The organism is Erythrobacter oryzae (genome assembly GCF_030271515.1).
Taxonomy (GTDB): Bacteria; Pseudomonadota; Alphaproteobacteria; order Sphingomonadales; family Sphingomonadaceae; genus Erythrobacter; species Erythrobacter oryzae.
Genome location: NZ_JASCXI010000004.1, coordinates 443,253 through 469,058 on the forward strand (window position 1 = coordinate 443,253; position 25,806 = coordinate 469,058).

At 68.4% G+C, this 25,806-nt stretch carries 24 protein-coding genes; 9 read left to right on the plus strand and 15 right to left on the minus strand.

The window, feature by feature from the left end; genetic code table 11:
- Positions 1-16: 16 nt before the first annotated feature.
- The 7 genes from PFX90_RS14705 to PFX90_RS14735 all read right to left on the minus strand — a co-directional run bounded on the left by PFX90_RS14705 (position 17) and on the right by PFX90_RS14735 (position 6,325).
- A complete protein-coding gene (locus PFX90_RS14705; protein WP_285713324.1) occupies positions 17-823 on the minus strand; it encodes a TrbG/VirB9 family P-type conjugative transfer protein in 807 nt (268 codons plus the stop codon).
- Positions 820-2,022, minus strand: a complete 1,203-nt coding sequence (locus tag PFX90_RS14710) for a type IV secretion system protein (protein WP_285713325.1) — start codon at positions 2,020-2,022, stop codon at positions 820-822. Before PFX90_RS14710 ends, PFX90_RS14705 begins: the two co-directional genes overlap by 4 nt.
- Positions 2,019-4,445, minus strand: a complete 2,427-nt coding sequence (locus PFX90_RS14715; protein WP_285713327.1) for a VirB4 family type IV secretion/conjugal transfer ATPase — start codon at positions 4,443-4,445, stop codon at positions 2,019-2,021. The genes PFX90_RS14710 and PFX90_RS14715 overlap by 4 nt, the downstream gene beginning before the upstream one ends.
- A complete protein-coding gene (locus PFX90_RS14720) occupies positions 4,435-4,746 on the minus strand; it encodes a VirB3 family type IV secretion system protein (RefSeq protein ID WP_285713328.1) in 312 nt (103 codons plus the stop codon). The genes PFX90_RS14715 and PFX90_RS14720 overlap by 11 nt, the downstream gene beginning before the upstream one ends.
- Positions 4,746-5,057 carry a TrbC/VirB2 family type IV secretion system protein gene (locus PFX90_RS14725; RefSeq protein ID WP_285713329.1) on the minus strand — a complete coding sequence of 104 codons (312 nt, stop codon included), beginning with the start codon at positions 5,055-5,057 and terminating at the stop codon, positions 4,746-4,748. The genes PFX90_RS14720 and PFX90_RS14725 overlap by 1 nt, the downstream gene beginning before the upstream one ends.
- A gap of 40 nt (positions 5,058-5,097) precedes the next feature.
- Positions 5,098-5,724 carry a lytic transglycosylase domain-containing protein gene (locus PFX90_RS14730; protein WP_285713332.1) on the minus strand — a complete coding sequence of 209 codons (627 nt, stop codon included), beginning with the start codon at positions 5,722-5,724 and terminating at the stop codon, positions 5,098-5,100.
- 178 nt (positions 5,725-5,902) lie between these two features.
- On the minus strand, positions 5,903-6,325 hold the full coding sequence (locus PFX90_RS14735; RefSeq protein WP_285713333.1) for a tetratricopeptide repeat protein: 423 nt from the start codon (positions 6,323-6,325) through the stop codon (positions 5,903-5,905).
- Positions 6,326-6,635: 310 nt separating this feature from the next.
- On the opposite strand from PFX90_RS14735, the gene PFX90_RS14740 reads away from it, so the two are divergent.
- The gene (locus PFX90_RS14740) at positions 6,636-8,195 is read left to right on the plus strand and encodes a hypothetical protein (protein ID WP_285713334.1); all 1,560 of its coding nucleotides are present in this window, start codon (positions 6,636-6,638) and stop codon (positions 8,193-8,195) included.
- 132 nt (positions 8,196-8,327) lie between these two features.
- Positions 8,328-11,066, plus strand: a complete 2,739-nt coding sequence (locus PFX90_RS14745) for a TonB-dependent receptor domain-containing protein (RefSeq protein ID WP_285713335.1) — start codon at positions 8,328-8,330, stop codon at positions 11,064-11,066.
- 139 nt (positions 11,067-11,205) lie between these two features.
- On the opposite strand, the gene PFX90_RS14750 is transcribed toward PFX90_RS14745, so the two are convergent.
- From PFX90_RS14750 to PFX90_RS14780, 7 genes are all read right to left on the minus strand, one after another.
- Positions 11,206-11,880, minus strand: a complete 675-nt coding sequence (locus PFX90_RS14750) for a response regulator transcription factor (protein WP_285713336.1) — start codon at positions 11,878-11,880, stop codon at positions 11,206-11,208.
- 107 nt (positions 11,881-11,987) lie between these two features.
- Positions 11,988-12,728 carry an SDR family NAD(P)-dependent oxidoreductase gene (locus PFX90_RS14755; protein WP_285713337.1) on the minus strand — a complete coding sequence of 247 codons (741 nt, stop codon included), beginning with the start codon at positions 12,726-12,728 and terminating at the stop codon, positions 11,988-11,990.
- Position 12,729: 1 nt separating this feature from the next.
- Positions 12,730-13,872, minus strand: a complete 1,143-nt coding sequence (locus PFX90_RS14760; protein ID WP_285713338.1) for an acyl-CoA dehydrogenase family protein — start codon at positions 13,870-13,872, stop codon at positions 12,730-12,732.
- Positions 13,873-13,963: 91 nt separating this feature from the next.
- Positions 13,964-14,698: a hypothetical protein gene (locus PFX90_RS14765; protein ID WP_285713339.1), complete on the minus strand. Its 735-nt coding sequence runs from the start codon at positions 14,696-14,698 to the stop codon at positions 13,964-13,966.
- A gap of 39 nt (positions 14,699-14,737) precedes the next feature.
- Positions 14,738-15,553 carry a ferredoxin--NADP reductase gene (locus tag PFX90_RS14770; RefSeq protein WP_285713341.1) on the minus strand — a complete coding sequence of 272 codons (816 nt, stop codon included), beginning with the start codon at positions 15,551-15,553 and terminating at the stop codon, positions 14,738-14,740.
- A 144-nt stretch (positions 15,554-15,697) separates the two neighbouring features.
- A complete protein-coding gene (locus PFX90_RS14775; protein ID WP_285713343.1) occupies positions 15,698-16,744 on the minus strand; it encodes a Fe(3+) ABC transporter substrate-binding protein in 1,047 nt (348 codons plus the stop codon).
- A 70-nt stretch (positions 16,745-16,814) separates the two neighbouring features.
- The gene (locus tag PFX90_RS14780) at positions 16,815-17,795 is read right to left on the minus strand and encodes an ABC transporter ATP-binding protein (protein ID WP_285713344.1); all 981 of its coding nucleotides are present in this window, start codon (positions 17,793-17,795) and stop codon (positions 16,815-16,817) included.
- 41 nt (positions 17,796-17,836) lie between these two features.
- Here PFX90_RS14780 and PFX90_RS14785 point away from each other — a divergent pair, with 41 nt between their 5' ends.
- The 7 genes from PFX90_RS14785 to PFX90_RS14815 all read left to right on the plus strand — a co-directional run bounded on the left by PFX90_RS14785 (position 17,837) and on the right by PFX90_RS14815 (position 24,750).
- Positions 17,837-19,525, plus strand: a complete 1,689-nt coding sequence (locus PFX90_RS14785; RefSeq protein ID WP_285713345.1) for an ABC transporter permease — start codon at positions 17,837-17,839, stop codon at positions 19,523-19,525.
- A 69-nt stretch (positions 19,526-19,594) separates the two neighbouring features.
- Positions 19,595-20,596: a magnesium chelatase ATPase subunit I gene (gene bchI, locus PFX90_RS14790; RefSeq protein WP_285713346.1), complete on the plus strand. Its 1,002-nt coding sequence runs from the start codon at positions 19,595-19,597 to the stop codon at positions 20,594-20,596.
- On the plus strand, positions 20,593-22,293 hold the full coding sequence (locus PFX90_RS14795) for a magnesium chelatase subunit D (protein WP_285713347.1): 1,701 nt from the start codon (positions 20,593-20,595) through the stop codon (positions 22,291-22,293). Before bchI ends, PFX90_RS14795 begins: the two co-directional genes overlap by 4 nt.
- Complete coding sequence (gene bchO, locus PFX90_RS14800) at positions 22,290-23,180, plus strand: alpha/beta fold hydrolase BchO (protein ID WP_285713348.1); 891 nt, start codon at positions 22,290-22,292, stop codon at positions 23,178-23,180. Before PFX90_RS14795 ends, bchO begins: the two co-directional genes overlap by 4 nt.
- A complete protein-coding gene (locus PFX90_RS14805; protein ID WP_285713349.1) occupies positions 23,177-23,332 on the plus strand; it encodes a hypothetical protein in 156 nt (51 codons plus the stop codon). Before bchO ends, PFX90_RS14805 begins: the two co-directional genes overlap by 4 nt.
- 39 nt (positions 23,333-23,371) lie before the next feature.
- Complete coding sequence (locus tag PFX90_RS14810; protein ID WP_285713350.1) at positions 23,372-23,920, plus strand: pseudouridine synthase; 549 nt, start codon at positions 23,372-23,374, stop codon at positions 23,918-23,920.
- The gene (locus PFX90_RS14815; protein ID WP_285713351.1) at positions 23,917-24,750 is read left to right on the plus strand and encodes a 23S rRNA (adenine(2030)-N(6))-methyltransferase RlmJ; all 834 of its coding nucleotides are present in this window, start codon (positions 23,917-23,919) and stop codon (positions 24,748-24,750) included. Before PFX90_RS14810 ends, PFX90_RS14815 begins: the two co-directional genes overlap by 4 nt.
- Before the next feature lie 318 nt (positions 24,751-25,068).
- On the opposite strand, the gene PFX90_RS14820 is transcribed toward PFX90_RS14815, so the two are convergent.
- Complete coding sequence (locus PFX90_RS14820; RefSeq protein ID WP_285713352.1) at positions 25,069-25,788, minus strand: hydroxyneurosporene dehydrogenase; 720 nt, start codon at positions 25,786-25,788, stop codon at positions 25,069-25,071.
- Between the last annotated feature and the right edge of the window lie 18 nt (positions 25,789-25,806).

A 25,806-nucleotide genomic window follows, 5' to 3' on the forward strand; every position in this document is an offset into this window, starting at 1 on the left:
TTGGCAGACAGGTAATTCATTTCTTGCCCTTGCGCGGGGCGGAGAGGCCCGCCTGCCGAGAGGACGGCGGCATCGGCCCGGTGTTGGTCAGTGTCGCGGTGTCGCGGCCCGAGCGCAGGATGATCTTCGCCGGGACCCCGTCGACCACCACGGTATCGCCGCGGGTGGTGTAGTTGACCGGGCCTTCTTCCCCTTCGGCATTGGTGACGAGGATCGCCGGGATCGGCGCGCCCGGGGCCCAGGTGATGAACACCGCCTCGCCATCGTCATAGGTGCGCGCGGGGAGCAGTTCGGGCGTGCCCGCGCTCGCCCAGGCGAAGTTGAGCTTGGCCGGATCGGCAGCGCTGCCCTGCGGCACGGCCCCCGTCGCCGGATCGGGCGCGGCAGCGGCGAGCTCGGCCTGCGCCTCGGCCTCGGCGATGGCGGCGAGGCGCGCTTCCTCGGCGGCCTTTTCCAGCTCAGGATAGCGGAATTGCAGCACATAGAGCGCCCCCGCCTTGGGGCTTGCCACGAGGTCGAACAGGTAGGTGCGCTTGTCGGTCACCACGGTCATGTTGGTGCGCGCGGCAGGCTCCAGAGGCTTCACGAAGAGGATCGTCTGTGCCTTGTTGGGCTGCACCTGCCACGCCGCCGAATCCCCGATCGCGACGTTCTCGATGATCTCATCGGGGGCGAACTTGATGGTGGTCTGCACCTTCACCCGCCCGTCGATCTGCACGACCCGGTCGGCATCGTAGACGAGGGTCTGAAGCCGGCTGTCCTGTGCGGCGACAGGAGCGGCAAGGGTCAGGGCGAGGCTCGCAAGGAGCGAGAACCGGGTCATTGATAGGTCTCCGAAGGCGTCGTCGGCTTGGGGGCGGGCGCGGCCGGGGCCGGGGAAGTGGGGCGGAAGCGGTTCCCGATCCCGCGGGTGCGCGCAGGCGCTGCGCCGAGGGGCACGACCTGCCCGCCGCCGCTCGCGGCCGCAATAACGCGCACGTCGCGCGAGGCGGCCCCATCGGCGGCGGTGTCATTGGCGACCACCACCTGCGGTGGCGGCGCGACATCGGTGCGGCGCGCGGTCGCGGCGGGGGTGACGGGGGCGACATTGGTATTGCGCGGCGCGCTGCCCGCGGGTTGCGGGACGGCCACGGGGCGCGGAGTCTCGGCGGGGCGCTCGCGCTCCTTCGAGGGCACAAGGCCGAACACCTGCCAGCCCGCCACCATCGTCGAGGAGACCTTGAGCGCGAGCAGCATCAGCGCGACATGCACCGCGCCGATCAGGAAGAAGGCCATCGCCGCCTGCTGGTCGATCTGGCCCGGCACCGCCACCAGCGCGGCGAGCACCGGCACCGACATCTCGAGCATGATCGACCCGCCCAGCACCGCGAAGAGCGGCGTCAGCGCCATCATCGTCAGCCCCTTGAGCCAGCCGGTGAACAGCCCGCGCGTGCCGTCGAACAGCGCCAGCACCACGAAAATCGGCCCGACCGCGAGAAGCAGCGCGAGTGCGATCCGCGCGGTCACCAGAATACCGACCGTGCCCAGCAGGAGCAGCATCGCCCCCAGCCACATCATCCCCGGCGGCGAGAAGGCGCTGATATCCTTGGTGTCCCCGCTCGCCTGCTGGATCGCCTGAAACACCACATCGAGCTTCTGCGCGAAGACCATCGTCGCGCTCTCGCCGCGGGTGCCGGTGAGGATGCCTGCGATCTGGTCGGGCCCGCCGATGAAGATGTTGTAGAACACGCTCGAGAAGGCGACGAAGCTGGTCGCGAAGGTCAGCACCAGCCCCAGGGTCATCATCTTCGGCACCAGCGCGCGCACCGATATGTTCGACCGGCCGAGCATCAGCGAGATGCCGAAGAAGCCGACATAGAGCCCGAGCACGATGGTGAGCGCCAAGGCGAGCTGGCCGTCGTCGCCGAACAGGCGGTTGAAGGCCTGTTCGGAGACATTGCTCGCGATGCAGTCGACCGCGGTCAGCGCGGCCGAGACGCCGGTGCCCATCGCCTGCGCGGCGGTGTCGCAGTTCGCGCTCATTCGGCGGCCTGCCACATGGAATCGTCCTCGGGATCGCCGGGGCCATCAGGCCAGGCGCGGCCGGTGAGCGGCGGATACCATGCCGAGGGCGCATCGCCGACCGCCTCGCGCAGCAGATCGAGCCGCCGCACCGCGCTCTCGCGGCCCGAGAGGATCGTCAGCACCTCGGGCGCGCCGGAGAGGTCGAGCCGCACCACGACGCTTGCATCGGGCTGGCGCACAAGGAAGCAGCGGCTGTGCGCGGGGAGCGAGCGGATCAGCGCGAATTCGTGGGCGGTGAGGCCGAAGCCGTCGCAATAATCCTCAGGCCGAGCGCGCGAATTGGGCATGAACACCATCGTCGCGGTCTGCTCGACCAGCGCGGTCGAGATGCGGCTGTCGAGCGCGTCGCGCGCGGATTGCGTCGCGAAGCCGACCAGCGCGTTGCGCTTGCGCAGCGTCTTCAGCCAATCGCGGATGCGCGCGGCGAAGACCTCGTCGTCCAGCGCCTTCCAGCCCTCGTCGATCAGGATCATCGTCGGCTGCCCATCCAGCCGCTCGTCGATGCGGTGGAACAGGTACATCATCGTCGGCGTGCGCAGGCGCGGGTTTTCGAGCAGCGCGGTCATGTCGAAGCCGAGCACGCGGGTTTCGAGGTCGAGCTGGTCGCGCGCGTTGTCGAACAGCCAGCTATGCTCGCCCTCCCCGATCCACGCGCCCAGACGATCCGCCAGATCGCCCGGTTCGGGACGGCGGGCCCCGGCGAGCAGTTCCTTGAAGTGGCGCAAGCGCCGCAGCGAGGGATCATTCGCGTAGGTCGCATCGACCGCCGCCGAGAGCGTCGCGAATTCCTCCGGCCCATCGGCCTTGAGCAGCACGGCGAGCCAGTCGCGCAAGAAGGCGCGGTTGGCGGGGGTGTCGGGCAGGCCGAGCGGGTTGAACCCGGTCGGCAGCCCCGGCGCGATGCGGTCATAGCGCCCGCCGATCCCGCGAATGAACAGCTCCGCCCCACGATCCTTGTCGAACAGGATGGTGCGCGGTTTGAATTTTTGGGCCTGCGCCGCCAGAAAATTCATGACGACCGTTTTCCCGGACCCGCTCGGCCCGATGACCGAGAAGTTGCCGAGGTCGCCGTGGTGGAAGTTGAAGAAGAACGGCGTCGCGCTGGTCGTCTCCAGCAGGGTGACTGCATCGCCCCAGTGGTTGCCGCCCGCCTGCCCCAGGGCAAAGCCGTGGAAGCTCCCGAAGCCCGCCATATTGGCCGACGAGATCAGCGCGCGGCGCACGATATATTCCTCGTTCCCCGGAAACTGCGCCCAGAAGGCGGGTTCGAGATTGGTGTCCTCGCGCACCGCGATCGCGCCGGTATCGGCGAGCGCGGCGGCACATGCGGCCATCGCGTCGTCGAGGCGCGGCAGAGTGCTCTCGCGCACCAGCACGGTCAGGTGATGATCGCCGAAGCCCACCGCCCCGTTGCCGAGCAGGTCGCGCGCGGCGAGCATGTCGGCGCGTTCGGCTGCGGCCTCTTCGTCCACCGAGCGCGAGCGGCGCAGCGCCAAGTCGATCCGCTCCTTGGCCGTGGTGCGCTCGTTGGGCGCATAGCTTTCAGTGACGACCATCTCGAACGGCAGGCGCAGCAGGTTGTCGAGCAGGCCGGGCGAAGTCGCCTCGGGGTAGTCCTTCAGCCCGAGGATCGCGGCGAAATCGGGCGCGGCGCTCCCGCGCAGCTCCATCGCATCGAGCCCGAAGCTGGCGCGGCGATAGGGGAGCATATGGCCGATGTCGGTGTCGTCGGAAGGCCGCCGCACCGGGCGCATCTCGCCGTTGTAGAGCGCGGAGAGTAGCTCCAGCATTTCCGAATTGGTGCCTGCGCTACCCGGGGCCTGATAATCCCCCAGCACCGCCGCGCCGTAGTTCTGCAAGGAGGCGACAAGGCCGGTGATCGCGGCCTTGAGGCTGCGCAGGTCCTTGGGATCGGCCTCAAGTTCGTCCGCGCCGGCGCGGGAGAACATCTTGGAGAGGCGCTCAGGCAACCCCGTCTTGCCGCGCGCGGGGCGGCGGATGAGGGTCACGAACTGGTCATTGATGAACAGCGATCCCCCCGCCAACCGCTGCTTCCAGCGCGCATCGATATGGCGCGAGAGGGGATCGGGGAACTCGGCGTCGAGCTCCACCTCGACCCGGCGGCGGATGACGTGGTGATACATCACGAAACGCGCATCGAGGGTCGAGCGCAGCATCACCTCGCGCGTGGCGGCGTGGGCGTTGAGGGCATCGCTGTCCTCGGTCTCGAACAGCAGGCCGGGCACCTGGATCGCGCTCATCACGCTGCCATCACGCAGCAGCACGGTGTTCTCGTCGATCAGGCGCGCATAGGGCAGGCGGTCGCCGACCCTGGCTTCCCTCGCGCTCCACGCGGCGGCACCGATCCATTTACGGGGCATAGGAATTGCACCCCCAGCGTTTGAAATTGGGAACGCGCGGGCACTTGGAAACCTTCGTGATCCACAGGTCGAAAATGCGCGGCTCGCGCAGCGACGCGAAATAGCCGATCCCGTGCATCACCACCGGCACCAGCAGAAAGCCCACCAGAAACAGCCCGTTCTGGATCAGCAGATTGCGCAGGATCAGGAAGGCGATCGTCGTCACCATCATGTTGATGATGAAGAAATTCATCGTCACGCCCGCGAACATCTGCGGGCGGGTGAGCGCGCGGTGGACGGGGTTGCGGACGAGGTCGGTCATCAGCCAGCGGCCGACTGGATACCGGCGACGATGGTGGTCGCGCCGAACAGGATGAAGACGCCGATGATGACGGTCGCGCCGAAGCGCCAGTTCATCCGGCCGGTGAGCATCATGAAGCCGATCGCGGCGACCGCCATCACCGCGATAGTGGTCGCCACAGTGCCCAGCAAGGTGCCCTGAAGCCATAGTAGCGCATTGTTGATCGGGCCCGAGCCGGCCGGATCGGCGGTTTGCGCGAAGGCGGCGGTGTGCGCCCCCGCGAGCGCGAAGATGGCGGCGAGACGGGCGGGAAGGCGGAAGGAAGGCATCATTTCGGTGTCAGACTTTCACTTGGGCTCAGAGCGCAGCCGGTCATTGCCCCGGCGCGCGCGAATGGTTGGACAGCCGCCCCATGATGGCGGCAACATACTGCTGTGTCTCGCGGATATTGGGAATGCCGCCCGCGCGCGCGACGCGCCCAGGCCCGGCATTATAGGCGGCGAGCGCCTTTTCGATGTCGCCGTCGAAGCGGTCGAGCTGTTCGCGCAGGTAGCGCGCCCCGCCCTCGAGATTGGCGAAAGGATCGCGCGGATCGACCCCGAGATAGCGCGCGGTGCCCGGCATCAGCTGGGCAAGGCCCTGCGCCCCGACCGGCGAGACCGCGTTCTCGTTCCAGCGGCTCTCCTGCCACACCACCGCCTCGAGCAGCGCGGGCGAGAGATCGAAGCGGGCGGAAAGCTCGGCGATCTTGGCGGCGTAGCGTAGCGGGATGCCGCGCGCGGACTGCGCCGGGTCGGCGATCGCGAAGGCGGGGATCGGGTAGTCGGGTGCCTCACCCTGCTCGGCCGGAGTGACAGGCGGCACGGGCTCGCCCGTCGCGCTCTGCCCGGCGCGCGGCCCGGAAACCCAGCGCGCGCCCTCGGCATCGAGTTCGAGCACATCGGCGCGCGCCTCGGCCGCCTGGCCGAAGGCTAGTCCGGCACCCGCAGCAATTGTCATGACGCGGCAAGCCGCGGCGAGAATCATGTCTCGGCCCTCCAGAGTGTCTCCCTTTGTCTATCCTAAATGACAGGCAGGTGACAGTATGAGGAAAGCCCCGACATGCTTACCACGCGGTTACCGGGGCATTTCCTTGCGCAAGATCGCGCAAATCGGCCCCGGGCTCCGCATCAGGGGATCAACGGTCGCGGTAGGTGAGCTGCCCCGACGAAGCGGTCGCCGTGCGGAATTCGCCGCGCTCGAGCATCTTGAGCGCCTTGCGCGCCAGCCGCCGCGAATCGGTCGCGGTGCCCTCGGCGGTGGTGAGTTCGACCACCTCCTCGCACGCCAGCGCCTGGCGGAAAGCATCGCGCGCGCGCGCCTCGTCACCGGTCTGGGCATAGGCGATCCCGAGATTGATCAGCACCGCGGCATCGCGCGGATCGGCGGCGCTGGCCTGCTCGAGCGTGGCGACGGCCTGCTCGGCACGGCCCGCGGCCAGCGTGCGCGCGGCGAGTTCGGGCGCGGCCTCGGGCGCAGCGCGCGCGGCATCAACGGCAGAGGGGGCGACGGGAAGCGGGCTTGCGGCGGCGAGCGCCAGAGCAAGGAAGGAAAGGGACATCGGCGTGGCTCCTCTTCAGCAGACACGCATGATGCATGCAGTTGGTCGTCAATGCAACATAACTGTAACATTGTCTTTTTCTTGTAATCTAGAATTTCAACCACCTGAATTAAATTGTCTTTTGTGTGACATTCGGACTTCTCAAGCCGGATCGCGCGTTGTCATATTTGTCATTTTTTGGTCATAATGCTGCAAATGCCATGCGACTGTAATGCTGCAAGAATTCTGTCACGAACGACACCTAGCGACCCCTCAGCGCAACAAACCAAGCGCCTAACTCGATTCTCGGCTCAAGAGGGGACCCAAGCTCGTGAAGAACATCCAACGCACTCTCATTCTGGGTTGCAGCCTGGTCGCTCTGGCGGGTTGCGGCGCCGATGAGATCGTCTCGCCCGGAACCGGCGGCGACATCATCATCAACAACCCGGCGCCGACCCCGACGCCCACCCCGACCCCCACGCCCACCCAGACCCTGGTGACCGCGGCTGCGGGCTGCCCGACCATCGCGACCGCCGGCGGCCTCGTCGATGCCGGCACGATCTCGGGCCCGACCGGTGCCTACCGCGTGTGCCAGCTCCCGGCCCGCTTCACCTCGACCGACCTGCTGCCCTACATCCGCGGCCTCGTGTACCAGATCCCGGGCCGCGTCGAAGTCGGCGCCGACCGCGGCTTTTCGAGCACCGGTACCACCGTCACCCTGACGATCGAGCCGGGCGTGATCCTGTTCGGCCAGCAGGACTCCTACCTGGTGGTCAACCGCGGTAACGCGATCCAGTCGAACGGCACCGCCGAGCGTCCGATCGTGTGGACCAGCCGCGACAACATCCTCGGCCTCGCCAACGACAACAGCCAGCAGCAGTGGGGCGGCGTCGTGCTGCTCGGCCGCGCGCCGATCTCGGATTGCTCGACCGGCGTGTTCAACAACGGCACCACCACCAATGCGACCTGCGAAGGCCGCCTCGAAGGTGCGGCGGTCGCGACCCCGTTCGGCGGCGCCAACGCGGCCGACAGCTCGGGCTCGTTCCGCTTCAACCAGATCCGCTTCTCGGGCTTCGAACTGGCGCCCAACAACGAGCTCCAGTCGCTCACCACCGGCGGCGCGGGTTCGGGCACGGTGATCGAGAACCTGCTCTCGTTCAACAGCTCGGATGACGGCATCGAGTTCTTCGGCGGCGGGTTCAACGCCCGCAACTTCGCGATCATCGGCGCCTCGGACGATTCGCTCGACGTCGACACCGGCGCGCTCGTCAACCTCGACACCGTGATCGCGGTGCAGCGTTCAGGCACCGGTGACCGCGCGATCGAACTCGATTCGCCCAACGTCGCCGACCGCACGCCCTCGAACGCGCTCCCGCAGACCCGCTTCCAGGTGAACAACTTCACCTTCGTGATGCGCGACGGGGCGCCGCAGGTGATCCAGGCCCGCGGCGGCGCGGCGCTCGGCCTCACCAACGGCGTGATCAATGCCGGCACCAACCACTGCTTCCAGATCGACGAAGCCCCGACACTCGCGGCGCTGATCGGTGTGGACTCGGTGGTCGGCGACTGCCCCGCGGTCGATCCGATCCGCGGCGGCGGCGGCAACACCAACGCCGATGTCGCCACCGCGATCAACGCCGGCACCAACAACAACTTCGCCTTTGCCATCACGCTGACCAGCAACGTGGTCAACGGCGCGGGCGAAACCGGCCGCACCGCATTCAACGCCAACACCCGTTCGACCTTCTTTCCGACCCGCACCTACATCGGGGCGATCCAGAACGCGGCGGCGCTGACCAGCATCTTCGGCAACTGGACCTGCAACTCGTCGATCCAGGCCTTCGGCAGCACCACCGGCAACTGCACCTCGCTGCCGGTCTACCCGGCCTAAGCGACACGAAGAAAATGCCGGGGGGCGAGGCCGCAGCATGGTGCAGCGCCTCCCCCCCGGTTTCGATTGAATCCGGGCTGCAAGTGCAGCCTGTCCACTGATACGGGCCAATTCATGAGGGGGTCCTCACCTATGTCGACCGGCACGCGCCTGGCAGGGCTGCTGCTTCTCACCACGTCGCTCACCTTGCCTTCGATGCTTCACGCGCAGGAAGCGCCGGAGACCGAGGCCGAGACCCAGGTCGACGAGCCTGCGCAGGATGCGCTCACCGACGAAGTCGCGGGCGAGCCCCCGGCCGAGGAACTGCAGGAGACCGACATCTCGGTCCCGGGCGGCGACATCATCGTCACCGGCCGCCGCCAGCGCAATCCCGAGCGCTCCTCGGGCCAGGTGCTGAGTGTGCTCTCCGAAGCCGACATCGCCCGCTCGGGCGAAGGCGACATCGCCGGCGCGCTCGCGCGTGTCTCGGGCCTTTCGCTAGTGGGCAACGGCCGCGTCTTCGTGCGCGGTCTGGGTGACCGCTACTCGCTCGCGCTATTGAACGGCCTGCCGCTGCCCAGCCCCGAACCGCTGAGCCGCGTCGTCCCGCTCGACATCTTCCCGACCAGCGTGATCGCGTCGAGCCTCGTGCAGAAGACCTATTCGGCCAACTTCCCGGGCGAATTCGGCGGCGGGGTGATCAACCTCACCACCAAGGCGATCCCGACCGAGAGCTTCCTCACCGTCGGCTTCTCCGGCAGCGGCGACACCGAGACGACCTTCGAGAACGGCCTCACCTATTTCGGCAGCCGCTGGGACACCTTCGGCTTCGACAACGGCAACCGCGATTTCCCCAGCGTGTTGCAGGACGCGATCGGTTCCGGCACCCGGGTCAACGATCTGAGCGCCGCCCAGCAGCGCCAGCTCGCCGGACAGATCCTCCCGATCAACCTCGTCACGCTGCAGAAGAACGACCACCTGCCGATCAACTTCGGTGCCAACATCACCGGCGGCACCTCGTTCGAAGTGGGCGACGGCAACTATCTCGGCATCATCGCCACCGCCGGGATCACCAACACCTGGCGCAACCGCTCGGTCATCAGCCAGCAGTTCGGCGATGCGCAGGCGGGCCAGATCCTGTTCGATTCGAACAATTTCATCACCGACAACAAGGTGCTGGTGAACGCGCTGGTCGGCCTCGGGCTCGACATCGGCGAACACACCATCCGCTGGACCAACCTCTACATCCGCGACACCCTGAAGACCGCGCGTCTCGCCACCGGGACCGACGCCTTCACCGATGTCGCCCGCCCGTTCGACTTCATCACCCAGCAGACCGGCTGGTTCGAACGCCAGCTGATGGATTCGCAGATCGTCGCCGAACTCGATTTCGACAGCATCAAGGTCGACCTGCGCGGCGGCTATGCCCGCACCGACCGCGAGGCGCCCTACAACGCGATCGTCCCCTATATCCGCACCAACATCCCCAACGACCCCTTCGGCAGCCGCTATGTGGTCGATGTCGGCGCGATCATCGGCGGCACGGACCGCATCCAGGTCGGCTTCGAGGATCTCACCGAGGAACTGTGGTTCGGCGGTGCGGACGTCACCTTCGAGGTCACCGACACCCTCTCGCTGACCGCGGGCTATGCCTATTCGGACACCAGCCGCCGCTCGCTGTCCTTCATCATCCGCCCGCTGGTCGCCTCGACCGCGGAGTTCAACACTGCGCTGCGCGCGCTGGGCCTGCGCCAGCCGGGGCAGATCATCAACGGCGCGACGCTGGCGACCGATGCCAACGGCAACGGCTTCTTCACCGTCACCGTCTCCGATCCGACCCCCTTCCCGGTGTTCGACGCGGCGCTGACCGTCCACGCGGGCTATGGCCTTGCCCGCTACCGCCCGACCGATCGCCTCAGCATCGAAGCCGGGGTGCGCTACGAGGACGGACTTCAGGTCGCCGCGCCCGATCTCACCTTCGGCGGCGGCAACCTTGCCAACCCGACGCGGATCGCCAACGACTACTTCCTCCCCTCGGCGACCGTCACCTGGGAGGCGATCGACGATCTGCAACTGCGCCTCTCGGCCTCGCAGACCATCGCCCGCCCACAGTTCCGCGAGCTGGTGGAGCAGACCTATTTCGACCCGGAATCGAACCGCCGTTTCCGCGGCAACCCCTTCCTCGTCGACAGCGAATTGCTGAACCTGGAAGCGCGCGCCGAATATTACTTCGGCGGCCCGCGCCGGGTGAGCCTCGCCGGCTTCTTCAAGAAGATCGACAACCCGATCGAAAATTTCCTGATCACCGCGCCCGGCATCATCGAGACGAGCTACGCCAACGCCCCTTCCGCCGAGCTTTACGGGGCCGAGCTCGATCTTGCCTATGGGATCGATCTGGCCAGCTGGGGCGGGTTCTTCGAGACCAAGCAGTTCCTGATCCTCGCCAATTACACCTACACGCAATCGAACATCGCGGTGGGCGCGGCCGACCTTGCCCCGATCCCCGGTGCGACCGGCCAGCTCGCCAGCCAGCTGTTCGACGACGGCGCGCCGCTGGTTGGCCAGTCGGACCACGTCGCCAACCTCTCGCTCGGCATCGAGGATGACGACAAGGTCCAGCAGTTCACCGTGCTGCTGAACTATGCGAGCGAGCGCGTGACCCTGCGCGGCGGAGCCCTGCCCGACGTGGTCGAGGACCCGGGCCTCACCGTCGACGTGGTGGTCCGCTCGGAGGTGAAGCTCGGCGGCCTGCCGCTCGAAGTGAGCCTCGAGGCGCGCAACATCTTCGGGCGCGACAACTTCGAGTTCCAGGAAATCAACGGCAACCGCGCCGAGATCAACACCTTCCAGGTCGGCACCACCTTCTCGATCGGGGTGAAGGCGGAATTCTGATCCGGGTGTGATAGCTAGCGGAAAGGCCGCTCCCTTCGGGGGGCGGCCTTTTCAGTTTGGCGGCAAGCGGGTGGATGCTGCCATGCCAACCCCACCGTCACCCCGTGCTTGACGCGGGGTGACGAAGTGTTCTGCTTCTTTACCCAAGATCGAACACATACCCCAGCGATCGCACCGTGCGCAGCGGGTTGCCGCCGCCGGCTGCCTTGATCGCGCGGCGCAGGCGGCCGATCCACACGTCCACCGTGCGCTCGTCGATCGGAGGTTCGCGCTTGCCGAGGCCGTTGATGAGGTCCTCGCGGGTGAGCACACGGTTGGGGTTCTCGGCGAGGAAGCGCAGCAGGCGGAATTCGTTGGGCCGCAGCAGGATTGGCTGCTCGTTCCAGCGCGCCTGCAAGGCCGCCATGTCGATCGTCAGCGCGCCGAGTTCGAAGCGCCGAGTCGCCTGGCGCTCGACCCCGCGCGATTGCAGCGCCAGCACCCGGTCGAGCACCGCGGTGCGGGTGAGCGGGCCGATCACGTAGTCGTCCGCCCCGGCGCGCAGCGCGCGGCGGCGGTCCTCGGGGTCGTCCTCCTCGAGCACCATGGTGACATGGGCATCGACCGTGCGGGCATCGGCGCGCAACCGGCGGCACATCTCGAGTCCCGCCAGCTCGGGCATCACCCAGTCGACAAAGGCCCACATCGGCCCCTCGACCAGCCGCCGCGGGCCCTCGGGCCCGAGCCGGTCGAAGGTGAAGCGGCGCTGGTCGTGCACGAAGTCCTCCAGGCTCTCGCCCAGTTCGCTCGTCAGGAAGATATTGACGACATCCATCTGCGCTTGCCCCGCTTTCGCAGCGAGGATTGGCGCAGGCGTGTGACGCGTTTGTGACTGCTTTTCAGTTGAGTGTAACAATGTCCCGAAAGGTTCGGGCCGCGGTGTCAGGCGAGCGTCAGCCCCCCGTCCACAACGAGGGTCTGGCCGGTGATGTAGGCGCTTAGAGGCGAGGCGAGGAACAGCGCCGCACCGGCCATATCCTCGGGCGTGCCCATGCGGCGCAAGGGAATGCGCTTGAGACTCGCTTCGAGGCGTTCGGGGTGGTCGGTGGTGACAGATGTGAGCTTGGTCGGCACCAGCCCCGGGGCGATGCCGTTGACCCGGATGCCGTCCCTCGCCCAGGCCTCGCCCAGCGTCTTGGTAAGACTCGCCGCGCCCGCCTTGGAGGCGGCGTAGGCTGGCGTGCCGATGGTCGATTTGAATGCGGCGACCGACGAGACGATGATGATCCGGCCCTTCGCTTCCGCCAGCGCCGGGTGGAACGCGCGGGCGGCGTCCATCACCGAATTGAGGTTGATGTCGACCACAGCGTCCCACCCCTCGCGGGCGAACTCCTGCCGCCCGTAGCGCACCGTGCCCTGGCACAGCACCAGCACGTCGAGCGGCCCGAAGCCCTCCGCCAGCCGCCCTGCCGCGTCGCGATCGGTGAGGTCAAGCTGGCGGTAATCGAGGCCGGTGAAGTCGGAGTCCTCGGCCTCGAGATAGTCGCCGAAATCGGGCCGCGTGCCGGTGACGGTCACCTGCGCACCGCGCTGGCGGAAGCCGTGCGCGATGCCGTTGCCGATCCCCGACGATCCGCCGATGACGAGGACGCGCTGGCCGGTGAAGTCGAGGTCGCCCGCCACTTCAGATACTCCGCGAGATCACTTCCTTCATGATCTCGTTCGTCCCGCCGAAGATCCGCGTCACGCGCGCGTCGCGCCACAGGCGGGCGATGGCGTATTCGTTCATGTAGCCCGCCCCGCCGTGGAGTTGCAGCGCGGTGTCGCAGCATTCCCACTGGAGGTCAGTGTGCCACAGCTTGGCGGCGCTCGCCTCGTCGGTGGTGAGCTCGCCCGCCAAGTGCTTGCGGATCGCCCAGTCGAGGTGCGCCCAGCCCACCTGCAGTTTGGCCTTGAGGTCAGCGAGGGTGAACTTGGTGTTCTGGAACTCGAACACCGTCTTCCCGAAAGCCTTGCGGTCCTTGGTGAATTTTACGGCTTCATCAAACGCCCGCTGCGCGGCCGCCTGCGCGCCGACCGCGATGCCGAGGCGTTCCTGCGGCAGCTCTTCCATGAGGTGCACGAAGCCCATGCCTTCGGCGCCCAAGATGTTGGTCATCGGCACGCGGCAATCGTTGAAGAACAGCTCGGAGGTGTCGGCGGCGTGCTGGCCGATCTTGTCGAGATTGCGCCCGCGCTCGAAACCGGGGGTGTCGGCGTCGACCAGCACGAGGCTGATGCCCTTCGCGCCCTTCTCGGGATCGGTCTTGGCGACCACGATCACGCAATCGGCGTTCTGGCCGTTGGTGATGTAGGTCTTCGAGCCGTTGATGACGAGGTGGTTGCCGTCCTTCTTCGCCGTGGTGCGGATGCCCTGAAGGTCGCTCCCCGCGCCCGGTTCGGTCATGGCGATCGCGGTGATGATGTCGCCGCTGACCATGCCGGGGAGATACTTGGCGCGCTGTTCGGGATTGCCGAGGCGCTCGAAATAGTTCGCCGTGATGTCGTTCTGGAGCGTGAAGCCTGCCGAGGAGCCGAGGTAGGAAAGCTCCTCGGTCAGCACGCAGTTGAACCCGAAATCGAGGCCGAGGCCGCCGTTCTCCTCCTTCACCGTCATGCACAGCATGCCGGCATCGCCCATCTTCTTCCAGACGTCACGGGGCACGATGCCATTCGCCTCGTGCTCGTCCATGTGCGGGGTCAGGTGCTCGGCAAAGACCTTGCGGACGGTGTCGCGGAAGGCCTCGTGGTCTTCGTTATAGGCGGTGCGATAGGAGGTCGCGAGCATGGGGGTTCTCTCCGGCAGATGGGTTTTGATTTGCCACGATAGAACCGTGCGGGGGCGCGGGGGTCAAGCGCCAAAAGTGCAAGCTGCCCGGTCAATGAGGGATGAAACCGCGCCAGAATTCCTGCATCGCAAGAGATTGCGCCACCGGCTTGAGCAGGATCATCCCCGCATTCGCAACAACCGCCAACACCGTGGCCGGGTGGCGCAGCTTGCCGAACCGCCACGCGAACAGCAGCGTCATCGCGATGATGATCGCCTGACAGAGATACAGCGGCACATCCATCGCGGCCTTGTTCTCCGGGACGAAGCCATAGGCCATGATCCAGACATTCTGCATCCCTCGGCCGAGCGCCGGCATGATCAGGATGAAGGCGGTCGACGCCATCCACCAGCCGTGATCCTCGGGCGATTTGCGCGTCACGATTGCCATGCCCACCGCGACCGCAAAGGCGGTGATCAGCAGCATTTCGCTCTGCATGATCCAGAAGAAGAACCACGGCTCGAACGGGCCCCAATCCTGCGGATTGTCGCGCACGGAGTTGGCAAAGACGATGTCACGGAACAGCTGCGAGACCGACAGAAGGATCATCGCACCTGCCAGCAAGAGCCCGAACAGGCCCCACGTCCGGTGCGCCGCGATCTTGCCCTTGGCGACAAACCGCGGCTGGAGGATCAGGAAAGCATACCAGGCGGTCGCGTTCCAATAGTGGATGTGCACCGCCCAGGTGTTGCTGGTGAAATCACCCCAGTAATCCATGGCGATGCCGAGTTGCATGATCGCCATCACGGCGATCATCCAGATCCACAAGGGTCGCAGCTTTTCCATGTCCCATCCCCCCGGGGGGGAGGGGTAACACAGGCGGGGTTACCCCACAAACGCCCGTTCGATCACGAACTGCCCCGGCTTGTTGTTCGCGCCTTCCTCGAACCCGCGGCGTTCCAGGTCGGCCGCATGGTCCTTGATCATGGCCATCGACCCACAAAGCATCACGCGGTCCTCGTCCGGCACGAAGCGCTGAGGGCCCTTGGACTGTTCGAACAGCCGCCCATCGTCGATCAGCGCCTGAATGCGGCCCTGTGTGCGGAAGGGTTCGCGGGTGACGGTGGGGACGTAGATCATCCGCGCGCGGTCTTCGTCCTCGAGCAGCGGGTCGCCTTCGAGCTTCGATTCCAGCAGCTCGCGGTAAGCCAACTCGTTCACGTTGCGAACCGAGTGCACCACGATCACTTCCTCGAACATCCCGTAAACCTCGGGATCGCGCACGAGGCTCATGAACGGCGCCAGCCCCGTGCCGGTCGAAAGCATGAAGAGGCGCTTGCCCGGCAGCAGCGCGTCGGTGACGAGGGTGCCGGTCGGCTTCTTGCCGAGGTAGATGGGATCGCCGACCTGGATGTGCTGCAGCCGCGAGGTCAGGGGGCCGTCCTGCACCTTGATCGACAGGAACTCGAGCTCCTCGGCATAGGAGGGCGAGGCGACGGAATAGGCGCGCAGCAGCGGCTTGCCGTTGTCGCCCGGCAGGCCGATCATCACGAACTCGCCCGAACGGAAGCGGAAGCTCGCCGGGCGGGTCATCTTGAGGCTGAACAGCCCGTCGCACCAGTGGTGGACATCGGTGATGGTCTCGACCGAGAGCGCGGCGCTTTCGGTGAACTGGTCGCGGGTCAGAGCGGTTTGGGTCACAAGGGGCCTCGGATACGGGTGCACGCCGCCCGGGAGGGGCGGTCAGGATGGCGGCGCCAATGAACCAGCGAAGCGCGCGCTTCAAGACAGTTTAGCGATAGGCCGTGAAAGCGCGCCTTGATCGCGCGCAAATCCAGCAAAGGCTCAGTTCCACCCGGCCGCGTTGTAGAGCTCGACCGCGCGGGCCTCGTTCTTGCCGATCTCGGCCGCGCCCAGCGTGTCGGCCTTGAAGGTGCCGAGCTTCTCGACCGCCGATGTGGGCGCGACGCCGGTCGCCGTCGGATACTCGTTGTTGCCGTTGGCGAGGAACTGCTGCGCCTTGTCGGTCGCGAGATATTCGAGGAACTTCACCGCGTTCTCGCGGTTGGGCGCGGTCTTGACCAGCCCCGCGCCGCTCATGTTGACGTGGGTGCCGGTGGTGGCCTGATTGGGGAAGATGATGCCGATGGACTCGAGCACCTTGCGCTTCTCGGGCGTGTCGAAGCGCGCGAGGTAGTAGGTGTTGACCAGCGAGATGTCGCACTCGCCCGCCGCCACGGCCTCGATGTTCGACATGTCATTGCCCTCGGGCGGGCGCTGGAAATTGGCGACGACGCCCTTGGCCCATGCGCCCGCCTTCGCCTCGCCGTCATGCGCGATCATGCTCGAGAGCAGCGCGATGTTGTAGACGCTGGAGGAGGAGCGCATGCAGATGCGGCCCTTGAATTCCGGCTTGGCCAGATCCTCGTAAGTGGCGAGGCCCTGCGGCGCGCCCTTGGCCTTGTTGTAGACGATGATCCGCGCGCGGGTGGTGAGCGCGAACCAGCGGTTCTGGGGATCGCGCAGGTTGGCGGGGATGCGCTCTTGCAGCACCTTGGAGTCGACCGGCGCGAGGAAACCTGCCTGCTCGGCCCGCCACAGGCGGCCTGCATCGACCGTCACGAACAGATCGGCCTGGCTATATTCGCCCTCGGCCGCGATCCGCTCGATCAGCGCGTCGGCATCGGCTTCGAGGCGGTTGACCTTGATGCCGGTGGAGCAGGTGAAGTCCTCGTAGAGCGCAAGGTCGGTGTCGTAGTGGCGCGAGGTGTAGACGTTGACGACGCCAGCGGGCGCGGCGCAGGCCTTCGCCGCGCCCCCGCCCTCTCCGGCGCAAGCGGCAAGCGCAGCCAGACTGACGCTGACGAGGGCGGCGAGGAACAGGTGTTTCATCGGGTGGGAGGCTTTCGCGGGGATCAGTATTTGCGAATGACTTGCAATATTATCGCCCGCCATGCAAGCCCTAACCGCGAACGAAGGCGCGCACGCTCTCGGGATCGGGGATGACGCTGTAGGCCTTGCCGGGATCGACCGTCAGCGCGGTCTCGACCGTGATCGCGGCCCCATCCGCGCCGTCGAGCAGCACGCGGTTCCTCGGCCCCAGCGGATGGATGTCACGCACCCGCCCGCCGCGCATGTCGGAGACCGGGACGAGGCGGTCGGCCTGCACCAGAAGGTCGAGCTGCACCGCGCCATCGGGCAGTTCGCCCATCAGGCTCTCGAACGGCCACAGGCCGAAGGCAGTGTCGAGCCCGCCTTCCGCAACCATCCCCGGCACCACCTGCGCGCCCGAAAAGATCGCGCCGACTGCGGCGGTGGCGGGGGCTTCGTGCAGCTCGAGCGGGGTGCCGAACTGGACGATGCGGCCCGCCTCCATCACCGCGATGCGATCCGCAACGTCGAGCGCCTCGGCCGGGTCATGCGTCACCAGCACCACGGTCGAGCCCGCCTCGCGCAGCAGGATGCGGCATTCGCGGCGCAAGCTCCGGCGCAGCACGATGTCGACGCTGGCGAAGGGCTCGTCCATCAGCAGCACCTGCGGCCCCGGTGCCATCGCCCGGGCGAGCGCGGCGCGCTGTTGCTGGCCGCCCGAAAGCTCATGCGGATAGCGCGCGCCCATCCCGGCAAGGCCGACCTTGGCGAGCCAGCCGTCCGCCTCGGAACGCCGCTCGCGCGGGAGGCCGAAGGCGACATTGGCGGCCAGCGTCATGTGCGGGAACAGCGCTCCGTCCTGAAACACGAGGCCGACGGGCCGCGCCTCGGGCGGGGGGTTGTGCGCAGGCCCCGCCAGCAGCTCATCGCCCAGCGCGATCTCGCCCTGCTGCACGCGGAGCAAGCCCGCTGCGAGCCCCAAAAGCGTTGACTTCCCGCAACCCGACGCGCCAAGCAGGCAGGTGATCTCCCCCGCGGGCGCGGTGAAGCTCACGTCCTCCAGCGCCCGCACCGCACCGTAAGCATGGGCAATATGTCGAAATTCGAGGCTCAATGGCGCTGTCCGCAACGATATCGGTGAGCCGCCTTAGGCGAACTGCCGGCGGGGCTGCAAGCCGGGCGGCCCGCGGAAGCGGCTGGACGCTGGGCGCGCTGGCGCTGGCGGCGCTGGTCGGCCTGCCGATCGCCGCGGTGGCCACCTCGGCGCTGGGCGACGGGGGCGGGTCGATCGCCGCGCTCGCGGGCACGGTGCTGCCGACCTACATCGCCAACACAGCCGCCCTGATGGCGCTGGCAGGCGGGATCGCGGCGGTCACGGGGACCGGCTGCGCATGGCTGGTCGCCGCCACGCGCTTTCCCGGGCGGCGGGTGCTGGGCTGGGCGCTGGTGCTACCGCTGGCGCTCCCGGCCTATCTGGCGGCCTATATCTACGCCGGACTGCTCGATTTCGCCGGGCCGGTGCAGAGCGCGCTGCGGGATGCCACCGGATGGGGGCCAAGCGACTACTGGTTCCCCGACATCCGCTCGCTGCCCGGAGGGGCCTTCGTGCTGGGAATTGTGCTCTACCCCTACGTCTACCTCCTCGCGCGCACCGCATTTGCCACCCAGAGCCGCACCCAGTTCCGCGCCGCAAGAAGCCTCGGAGCGACACCGCCACGCGCCTTCTGGAAGGTCGCCCTCCCCGCGGCGCGCCCTGCCATCGCGGGCGGCCTAGCGCTGGTGCTGATGGAGGTGCTGGCCGACTTCGGCGTGGCGGAGTATTTCGCCATCCCCACCTTCTCGACCGGCATCTTCCGTTCGTGGCTGGCGATGGGCGACAAGCCCGCCGCCCTCAAACTCGCAGGCGTGATGCTGGTCTTCGTGATCGCGCTGGTCGCCTGGGAGGCACGCTCGCGGCGCGGGCGCAGCGACAGCCGCGACGGCCTCGCCGCGCGCGATATCGACGAACCGCTGGTGCACCTCTCGCCTGCGGGCAAAGCGCTCGCCTTCGCCGCCTGCGCCGCGCCGGTGCTGCTCGGATTCGTCATCCCCGCAGGCTACCTCGTCAGCCTCGCCCTCACCCCGACAGCACAAGCCGCGGCGGGCCAGCTGGCGACCTATCTGCGCGCGAGCCTGTGGCTGGGCGTGGTCGCTGCGGCGCTGTGCGTCCTTGCCGCGCTGCTGCTCGCCTTCGCCCGCGCCCGCGCCGCCTCGCCACTCACCGCGGGGGCGATCCGGCTGGCGACCTTGGGCTATGCCCTGCCCGGCGCGCTGCTGGCGGTGGGCCTGCTGGCACCGCTCGGAGCCTTCGACATCGCGCTGACCCGCTTCGCCCGTGACAGCCTCGGCTGGAGCGGCGGGTTGCTGCTGACCGGCACCAGCGCGGTGCTGGTCTATGCTTTGGGCGTGCGCTTCATGACCGTCGCCTACAACACCGTGAGCGGCGGCCTCGCGCGCATCCCCCCCGCCCTCGACGCCGCCGCGCGGAGCCTCGGCGCGAGCCCCTCGCGGGTGCTCGCCCGGATCTATGCCCCGCTGCTCGCCCCGAGCCTCGCAGGCGCCGCCGCGCTGGTCTTCATCGACACCCTGCGCGAACTTCCCGCCACGCTGATCCTGCGCCCCTTCAATCTCGAGACCCTCGCCACCCGCACCTACCGCTTGGCGGGCGACGAGCGGCTGGTCGAGGCGGCGATCCCGGCGCTGATCCTGCTCGCGGCGGGGCTGCTGCCGGTGCTGGTGTTGAACCGTTTGGGGAAGCGCTAGGCAAAACTGTCAGGCCAGCCTGTCACTTCCGCTTGTCCAAAGCGCCCGGAAGGTTCACAAGCGCGAGCAATGGCACGCTTCCCCTTCTCCGCAATCGTCGGTCAGGACGAGATGAAACAGGCGCTGCTGATCGCGGCGGTGGACCCTTCGATCGGCGGGGTGATGGTGTTCGGCGACCGCGGCACCGGCAAGAGCACCGCCGCGCGCGCGCTCGCGGGCCTGCTGCCGCCGATCATGGCCGCCGACGGCTGCCCCTATGGCGCCTCGAAGGAAGATCAGGCGCGATACCCGGACGTGTGCGGACAAGGCAAGCTGGTGAAGCGCCCCGTCCCCTTCGTCGACATGCCCTTGGGCGCGACCGAGGACCGGGTGATCGGCAGCCTCGACCTCGAACGCGCGCTGCGCAGCGGCGAGAAGGCGTTCGAGCCCGGCCTGCTCGCGAAGGCCCATCGCGGGTTCCTCTATATCGACGAGATCAACCTCCTCGAGGATCACCTCGTCGACCTGCTGCTCGATGTCGCGGCCTCGGGCGAGAACGTGGTCGAGCGCGAGGGGCTGTCGGTCCGCCACCCGGCCAAGTTCGTCCTCATCGGCAGCGGCAACCCCGAGGAGGGGGAGTTGCGCCCGCAGCTGCTCGACCGCTTCGGGCTGTCGGTCGAGGTGCGCACGCCCAAGGACATCGAGACCCGCATCGCCATCATGAAGCTGGTCGCCGAGAACGAGGCCGATCCCGAAGGCTTCGCCGCGCGCTGGGCCGAGGCGGATGAGGCGATCCTCAAGCAGGTCGCCAAGGGCAAGGCGCGCCTGCCCAAGCTGGTTCCGGGCGAGGATGTGCTGCGCGATGCCGCCGAGTTGTGCTTGGCGGTGGGCGCCGACGGCCTGCGCGGCGAGCTGACCCTGATGCGCGCCGCCCGCGCGCTGGCCGCGCTCGAGGGGGCCAAGAAGGTCACGCGCAAGCACCTGATCGCCATTGCGCCCTCGGCGCTACGGCACCGATTGCGGCGCGATGTGCTCGACGAGACCGGCTCCACCACGCGCATCACCCGGGCGATTGCCGAGCTGTTCGGATGACACCGCCGGAGGTCGCCGACCCGCTCGATGACGCGGTGCTGGCGGCGCGGCTGTTTCTGCTGGCTCCCGGCACCTTCAAGGGCCTGACCCTGCGCGGTAGCAGCCCTGCGCGCGAGGCGCTGGTGGCGGCGCTGGGAGAAGTGCTCCCGCTGCGCCGCCTGCCCGGCCATGTCGACGACGAGCGGCTGCTGGGCGGGATCGATCTGGCCGCCAGCCTCTCCGCCGGGCGCCCCATCCGCCAGACCGGGCTGATCGAAGAGGCGCGCGGGGGCGCTCTGATCGCCGGAATGGCCGAGAGGATGGATGCGAGCATCGCGGGGCGGCTGGCGCAGGCGCTCGATGAGGGCGGCACAGCGCTGGTGCTGCTCGACGATGCCGCCGAGCCCGAGGAAGCCCCGCCTGCGAGCCTCACCGAAAGGCTCGCCTTCCTGTGCGATCTCTCGGCCTCGCGCCGCTGGCAGGGGGTCGCGCTGGAGGAAGCGGGAGGGCGCCTCGCGGCCGTGCGGCCGCTCGGCGAGGAGGATTTGCGCGCCCTCGCAGCGACCGCCGAAGCGCTGGGGGTCGAGAGCTTGCGCGCGCTGATTGTCGCCGCAGAGGCTGCGCGCGGCCTAGCGGCGCTCGAGGGGCGCTTTGAGACGGGGAAGGCCGATCTGGCGGGCGCGGTGCGGCTGGTGCTCGCCCCGCGCGCGACCCGTCTGCCGCCGCAGGACGCGGAAGCGCCGCCTCCGGAGGAACCGCCGCCGCCCGGAGGCGAGCGCGACGACCCGACCGACAGCGACCGCCAGCAACAGGAACCCGACCTTTCGGAAATCCTCGTCGAGGCGGCCAAGGCCGCGATCCCGGCGGGGCTGCTCGAACAACTCGCGCAAGGGAAAGCCCCGCGGCGAAGCTCCAGCAGCGGCACCGGGCAGAAGCGCAAGGCCGCGACCCGCGGCAAGCCCTTGGGCGCAAGACCGGGAATGCCGCGCGGGGGGCACAAACTCGCGCTGATCGACTCATTGCGCGCCGCCGTCCCCTGGCAGGCCGTGCGCCGCCGCGAGAACGGCGCGGACGCCGATGCGCCCATCATCATGCGCAAGGAAGACCTGCGCATCCGCCGCTTCGAGGAGCGCGCCGCGCGCGTCACGATCTTCGCGGTCGACGCCTCCGGTTCCGCCGCCGCCGCGCGGCTGGCCGAGGCCAAGGGCGCGGTCGAGCTGATGCTGGCGCAAGCCTATGTCACCCGCTCGGAGGTCGCGCTAGTCGCCTTCCGGGGCACCTCCGCGGAGCTGCTGCTCCCCCCCACCCGCTCGCTCACCCGCGCGCGGCGCACGCTCGCGGAACTGCCCGGCGGCGGCGGCACCCCGCTCGCGCTCGGGCTCAACGCCGCGCGCGAGGTGGCCGAGGCCGTCATCGCCAAGGGGAGGAGCGCCGCGCTGGTGATCCTCACCGACGGGCGCGCCAATATCGCCGCCGACGGCTCGCCCGGCCGCCCGCAGGCGGCCAAGGATGCCGAGACGGCAGCACGCGCAATTGCCGCGCGACAAATCGACAGCCTCGTGGTCGACATCTCCGCCCGCCCCGGCCCCGAGGGCGCCGCGCTCGCCGCCGCCTTGGGAGGCCGCTTCCTCGCCCTCCCCCGCGCCGATGCGCGGATGCTCAAGCAGGCGATCGACGCGGTGCAAGCTCCACCATCACAAGGGGCCCGCGCGGCATGAGCGCGCTCGACTGGAACCGCGAGGGCCTGATCTGGCCGTACCGGGAGACAAGCCAGTTCATCCGCACCGGCAGCGCGCGCTGGCATGTGCAGCGGATGGGGTCCGGCACGCCGCTCCTGCTGCTCCACGGCACCGGCGCCTCGGTCCATTCGTGGCGCGGGCTGATGCCGCTGCTCGCGCAGCGTCATGACGTCATCGCGATGGACTTGCCCCGCCACGCCTTCACCACCGGGCACGACGCCTACGCCATGAGCCTGCCCGCCATGGCGCGCGAGGTGGCGCGGCTGCTGGAGGCTCTCGAGGTGACGCCCGCCGCCATCGTCGGGCACTCGGCGGGCGCGGCGATTGCGCTGCAACTGGCGCTCGACCACGCCCACAAGGGCCCGATCGTCGGCCTCAGCGCCGCCCTGCGCCCCTTCCCCGGCGCCCTTGCACAAATCTTCCCCGCCATCGCCAAGACGCTGTTCGTCAACCCGCTCGTGCCCCGCATCTTTACCGGCAGCATCGACCTTGTCGGGGGCGCGGAGAAGTTCCTGTGGCGCTCTACCCACTCGCGGATCGATCGCGAGGGCCTTGCTTGCTATGCCAAGCTCCTGAAGCACCCCGGCCATGCTGGCGGGGCGCTCGCCATGATGGCGAACTGGGACCTGCCCGCGTTGCGCGAACAGATGGGTACGGTGCGCAACCGCGTGCTGCTGCTCCACGGCGCGAACGACCCCGCGATCCCGCCTGACTGGGCGCGCGATGCCGCCGGATGGCTGCCCAACGCGCGGCTGGAACTTCTCCCCCGCCTCGGCCATTTGGCGCATGAGGAAGCCCCGCAAGACATCGCCGCGCACATGGCGGCGTTCCTCGCGGCAGCAGATGCAGGAGCGGCACGCGCATGAACTTCGGCTGGATCGAGATCGGGCTGTTCTACGGCATCGCGGTCGCCTTCGGGCTGTGGCAGTACATTTCGATGGACCGCAAGCTCAAGCAGACCCGCGCCGAGCGGGAGGCGAGGGAAGCTGCCGAGCGCGACAGCGCACCGGACGCCTGACGGGGAGACAGCGCCGCAATCGCCCGATATGAGCGCGCGATGGCCCGGCTGCTCCTGTTCAACAAACCCTTCGGCGTGCTCTCGCAATTCACCGACAAGGGCTCGCCCACCACCCGGGCGACGCTCAGCGACTTCATCGCTGTGAAGGGCGTGTACCCCGCCGGCCGGCTCGACCGCGACAGCGAGGGGCTGCTGCTGCTGACCGACGACGGGCGCTTGCAGGCGCGCATCGCCGATCCGCGCTTCAAGCTGCCCAAGACCTATCTCGTGCAGGTCGAGGGCGATCCCGACGACGCAGCGCTCGAACCCTTGCGCAAGGGCGTGCGGCTGAACGACGGGATGACCCTCCCCGCCGAAGCCGCCCGCATCGCCCCGCCCGACCTGTGGGAGCGCGATCCACCGATCCGGGTGCGCAAGTCCGTCCCCGATTGCTGGCTCTCGCTCACCATCCGCGAGGGGCGCAACCGGCAGGTGCGGCGCATGACCGCAGCAGTGGGCCTGCCCACATTGCGGCTGGTGCGCTGGCGGGTGGGCGACTGGAGCCTCGGCGGCATCGCGCCGGGCACTTTTGTGGAAATTTCCACATGAACTACCGCCACGCCTTCCACGCCGGCAACAGCGCCGATGTCGTCAAGCACGCGCTGCTGATCGCGCTGATCCGCGCGCTGCAACTCAAGCCCTCCGCGCTGACGCTGATCGACACTCATGCGGGCTGCGGGCTCTACGACCTCAAGGGCGACGAGGCGGGGCGCACCGGTGAGGCGGCGGGCGGCGTGCTGCGCGCCTTTGCCGATAGCCACCCGCTGCTCGACGACTACCGCGCCGCCGTGCGCGCCGTGAACGACCCGGGCGCCGAGCCCCGCCTCTACCCCGGCAGCCCCCGGTTCCTCGCACAGCTACTGCGAGAGCAGGACAACCTGATCCTCAACGAGAAGCACCCCGAGGACGCGCGCTCCCTGCGCGAGGCCATGAAGGGCACCCCCGCCGCGATCCACACCCGCGATGCCTACGAGCTGTGGCTCGCCATGCTGCCGACGCGCACCCCCAGGGGCGTGGTGGTGGTCGACCCGCCCTACGAGGCCACCGACGAGCGCGCCCGCATCACCGCCACCCTCGCCGCCGCGCACCGCAAATGGGCGCACGGAGTGACTGTGATCTGGTATCCCCTGAAGGAACGGCCCGCCCACGCGGTCTGGAAGGACAAGCTGCGGCGGCTCGGCATCCCCAAGTTCCTCAACATCGAGCACTGGCTCTACGACACCGACCAACCGGGGATATACAACGGCGCGGGGCTGTTCATCGTCAATCCGCCCTATGCCTTCACGCAAGAGCTGCCGCCGCTGCTCGAAGCCCTGCGCGCGAGCCTCGCGCCCGAGGGGCACCGGGGGACGCTCAAGGCGGAGTGGCTGGCGGCGTGACGCGGGGCGCGATGGCGCAAGCCGCAAGGGCGGCAAGGCGGGCCCTCCCTGCAAAACAACTTTCCTACAGTCGCCGCATTTGTCAGGCTTGCCGAATGACCCCCGCCGCCCCTTTCCCACAGCTTGCACCCGCCATGGCAGCGGCGGCGAGGTGTGGGTGTGGGAGGCTCGCGCCAGAGGAAGGGATTTTGCCCCTATACTGTGTCTCTCGTGTCTCCAACTACAGGAAAGGGCTGCGCTTGCTGAACCGGCGCGGCATCCGCGCGGGGGTGTCCGGCGGCCTCCGCCCGAGTCGCGCCGGGGCTTCGCTATCCGGCCTCAGCGCGGGCGGCGGGGCATGCGGTAGGGGAGCATGAACTGGACGAGGCGGCTCGAGAAGCGTCGCATGTCCAAGCTCTCCTGCACCGCGACCACCTCCTCGCCAAGGAAGCGCGAGGCGAGTTCGGAGCGGGCGTAGAAGGGGGTGTCCTCCCACGTCCGGCGCACCTCGGCGACGCCGATGTCGGAGCGGGTGCGGCGGGTGATGCCCCAGCGGCTGTCGGGCAGGGCGGCGATGGGGGGCAGCTCGACCGGCTCGGGCACGCCGTGGCGGTCGAACCGGAGGGCACTGGCGAAGAGCGAGCCGTCCCCGCGCTCGCCCTCGTAGCACACCAGCGCGCCCGACTTGAGGTGGGCGCGCGACCAGTGCCAGGTGTTGAAGCCGCTCTCGAGCGGCTCGGCCCCGCGGTTGTGGTCGAGATAGGCCTTGCCGCTCCAGCTGCAATCGGGGGAGGTCATGGCGACCTCGATCCGGGCGCAGGGGGCAAGGCAGTGCCAGATGTGGTTCTCGGCGGGGTCGAGGGCGAAGGCGGCGCGGTTGAGCATCTCGGGGTAGACCCTGACGGTGCCGGTCACCTTGCGCTGCCAGGGGACGAACAGGCGGGTGTCGCCCTCGACGATGTCGATGGTGAGCGCCCCGCCCTCCCAGCGCACATTGCTGGGGCCGATGGCGAGGGTGGCGGCGTCGCGCTGGACGGCGGCGCGGCCGCGCTCGGTCATCACCCAGCGGTGCTGGGG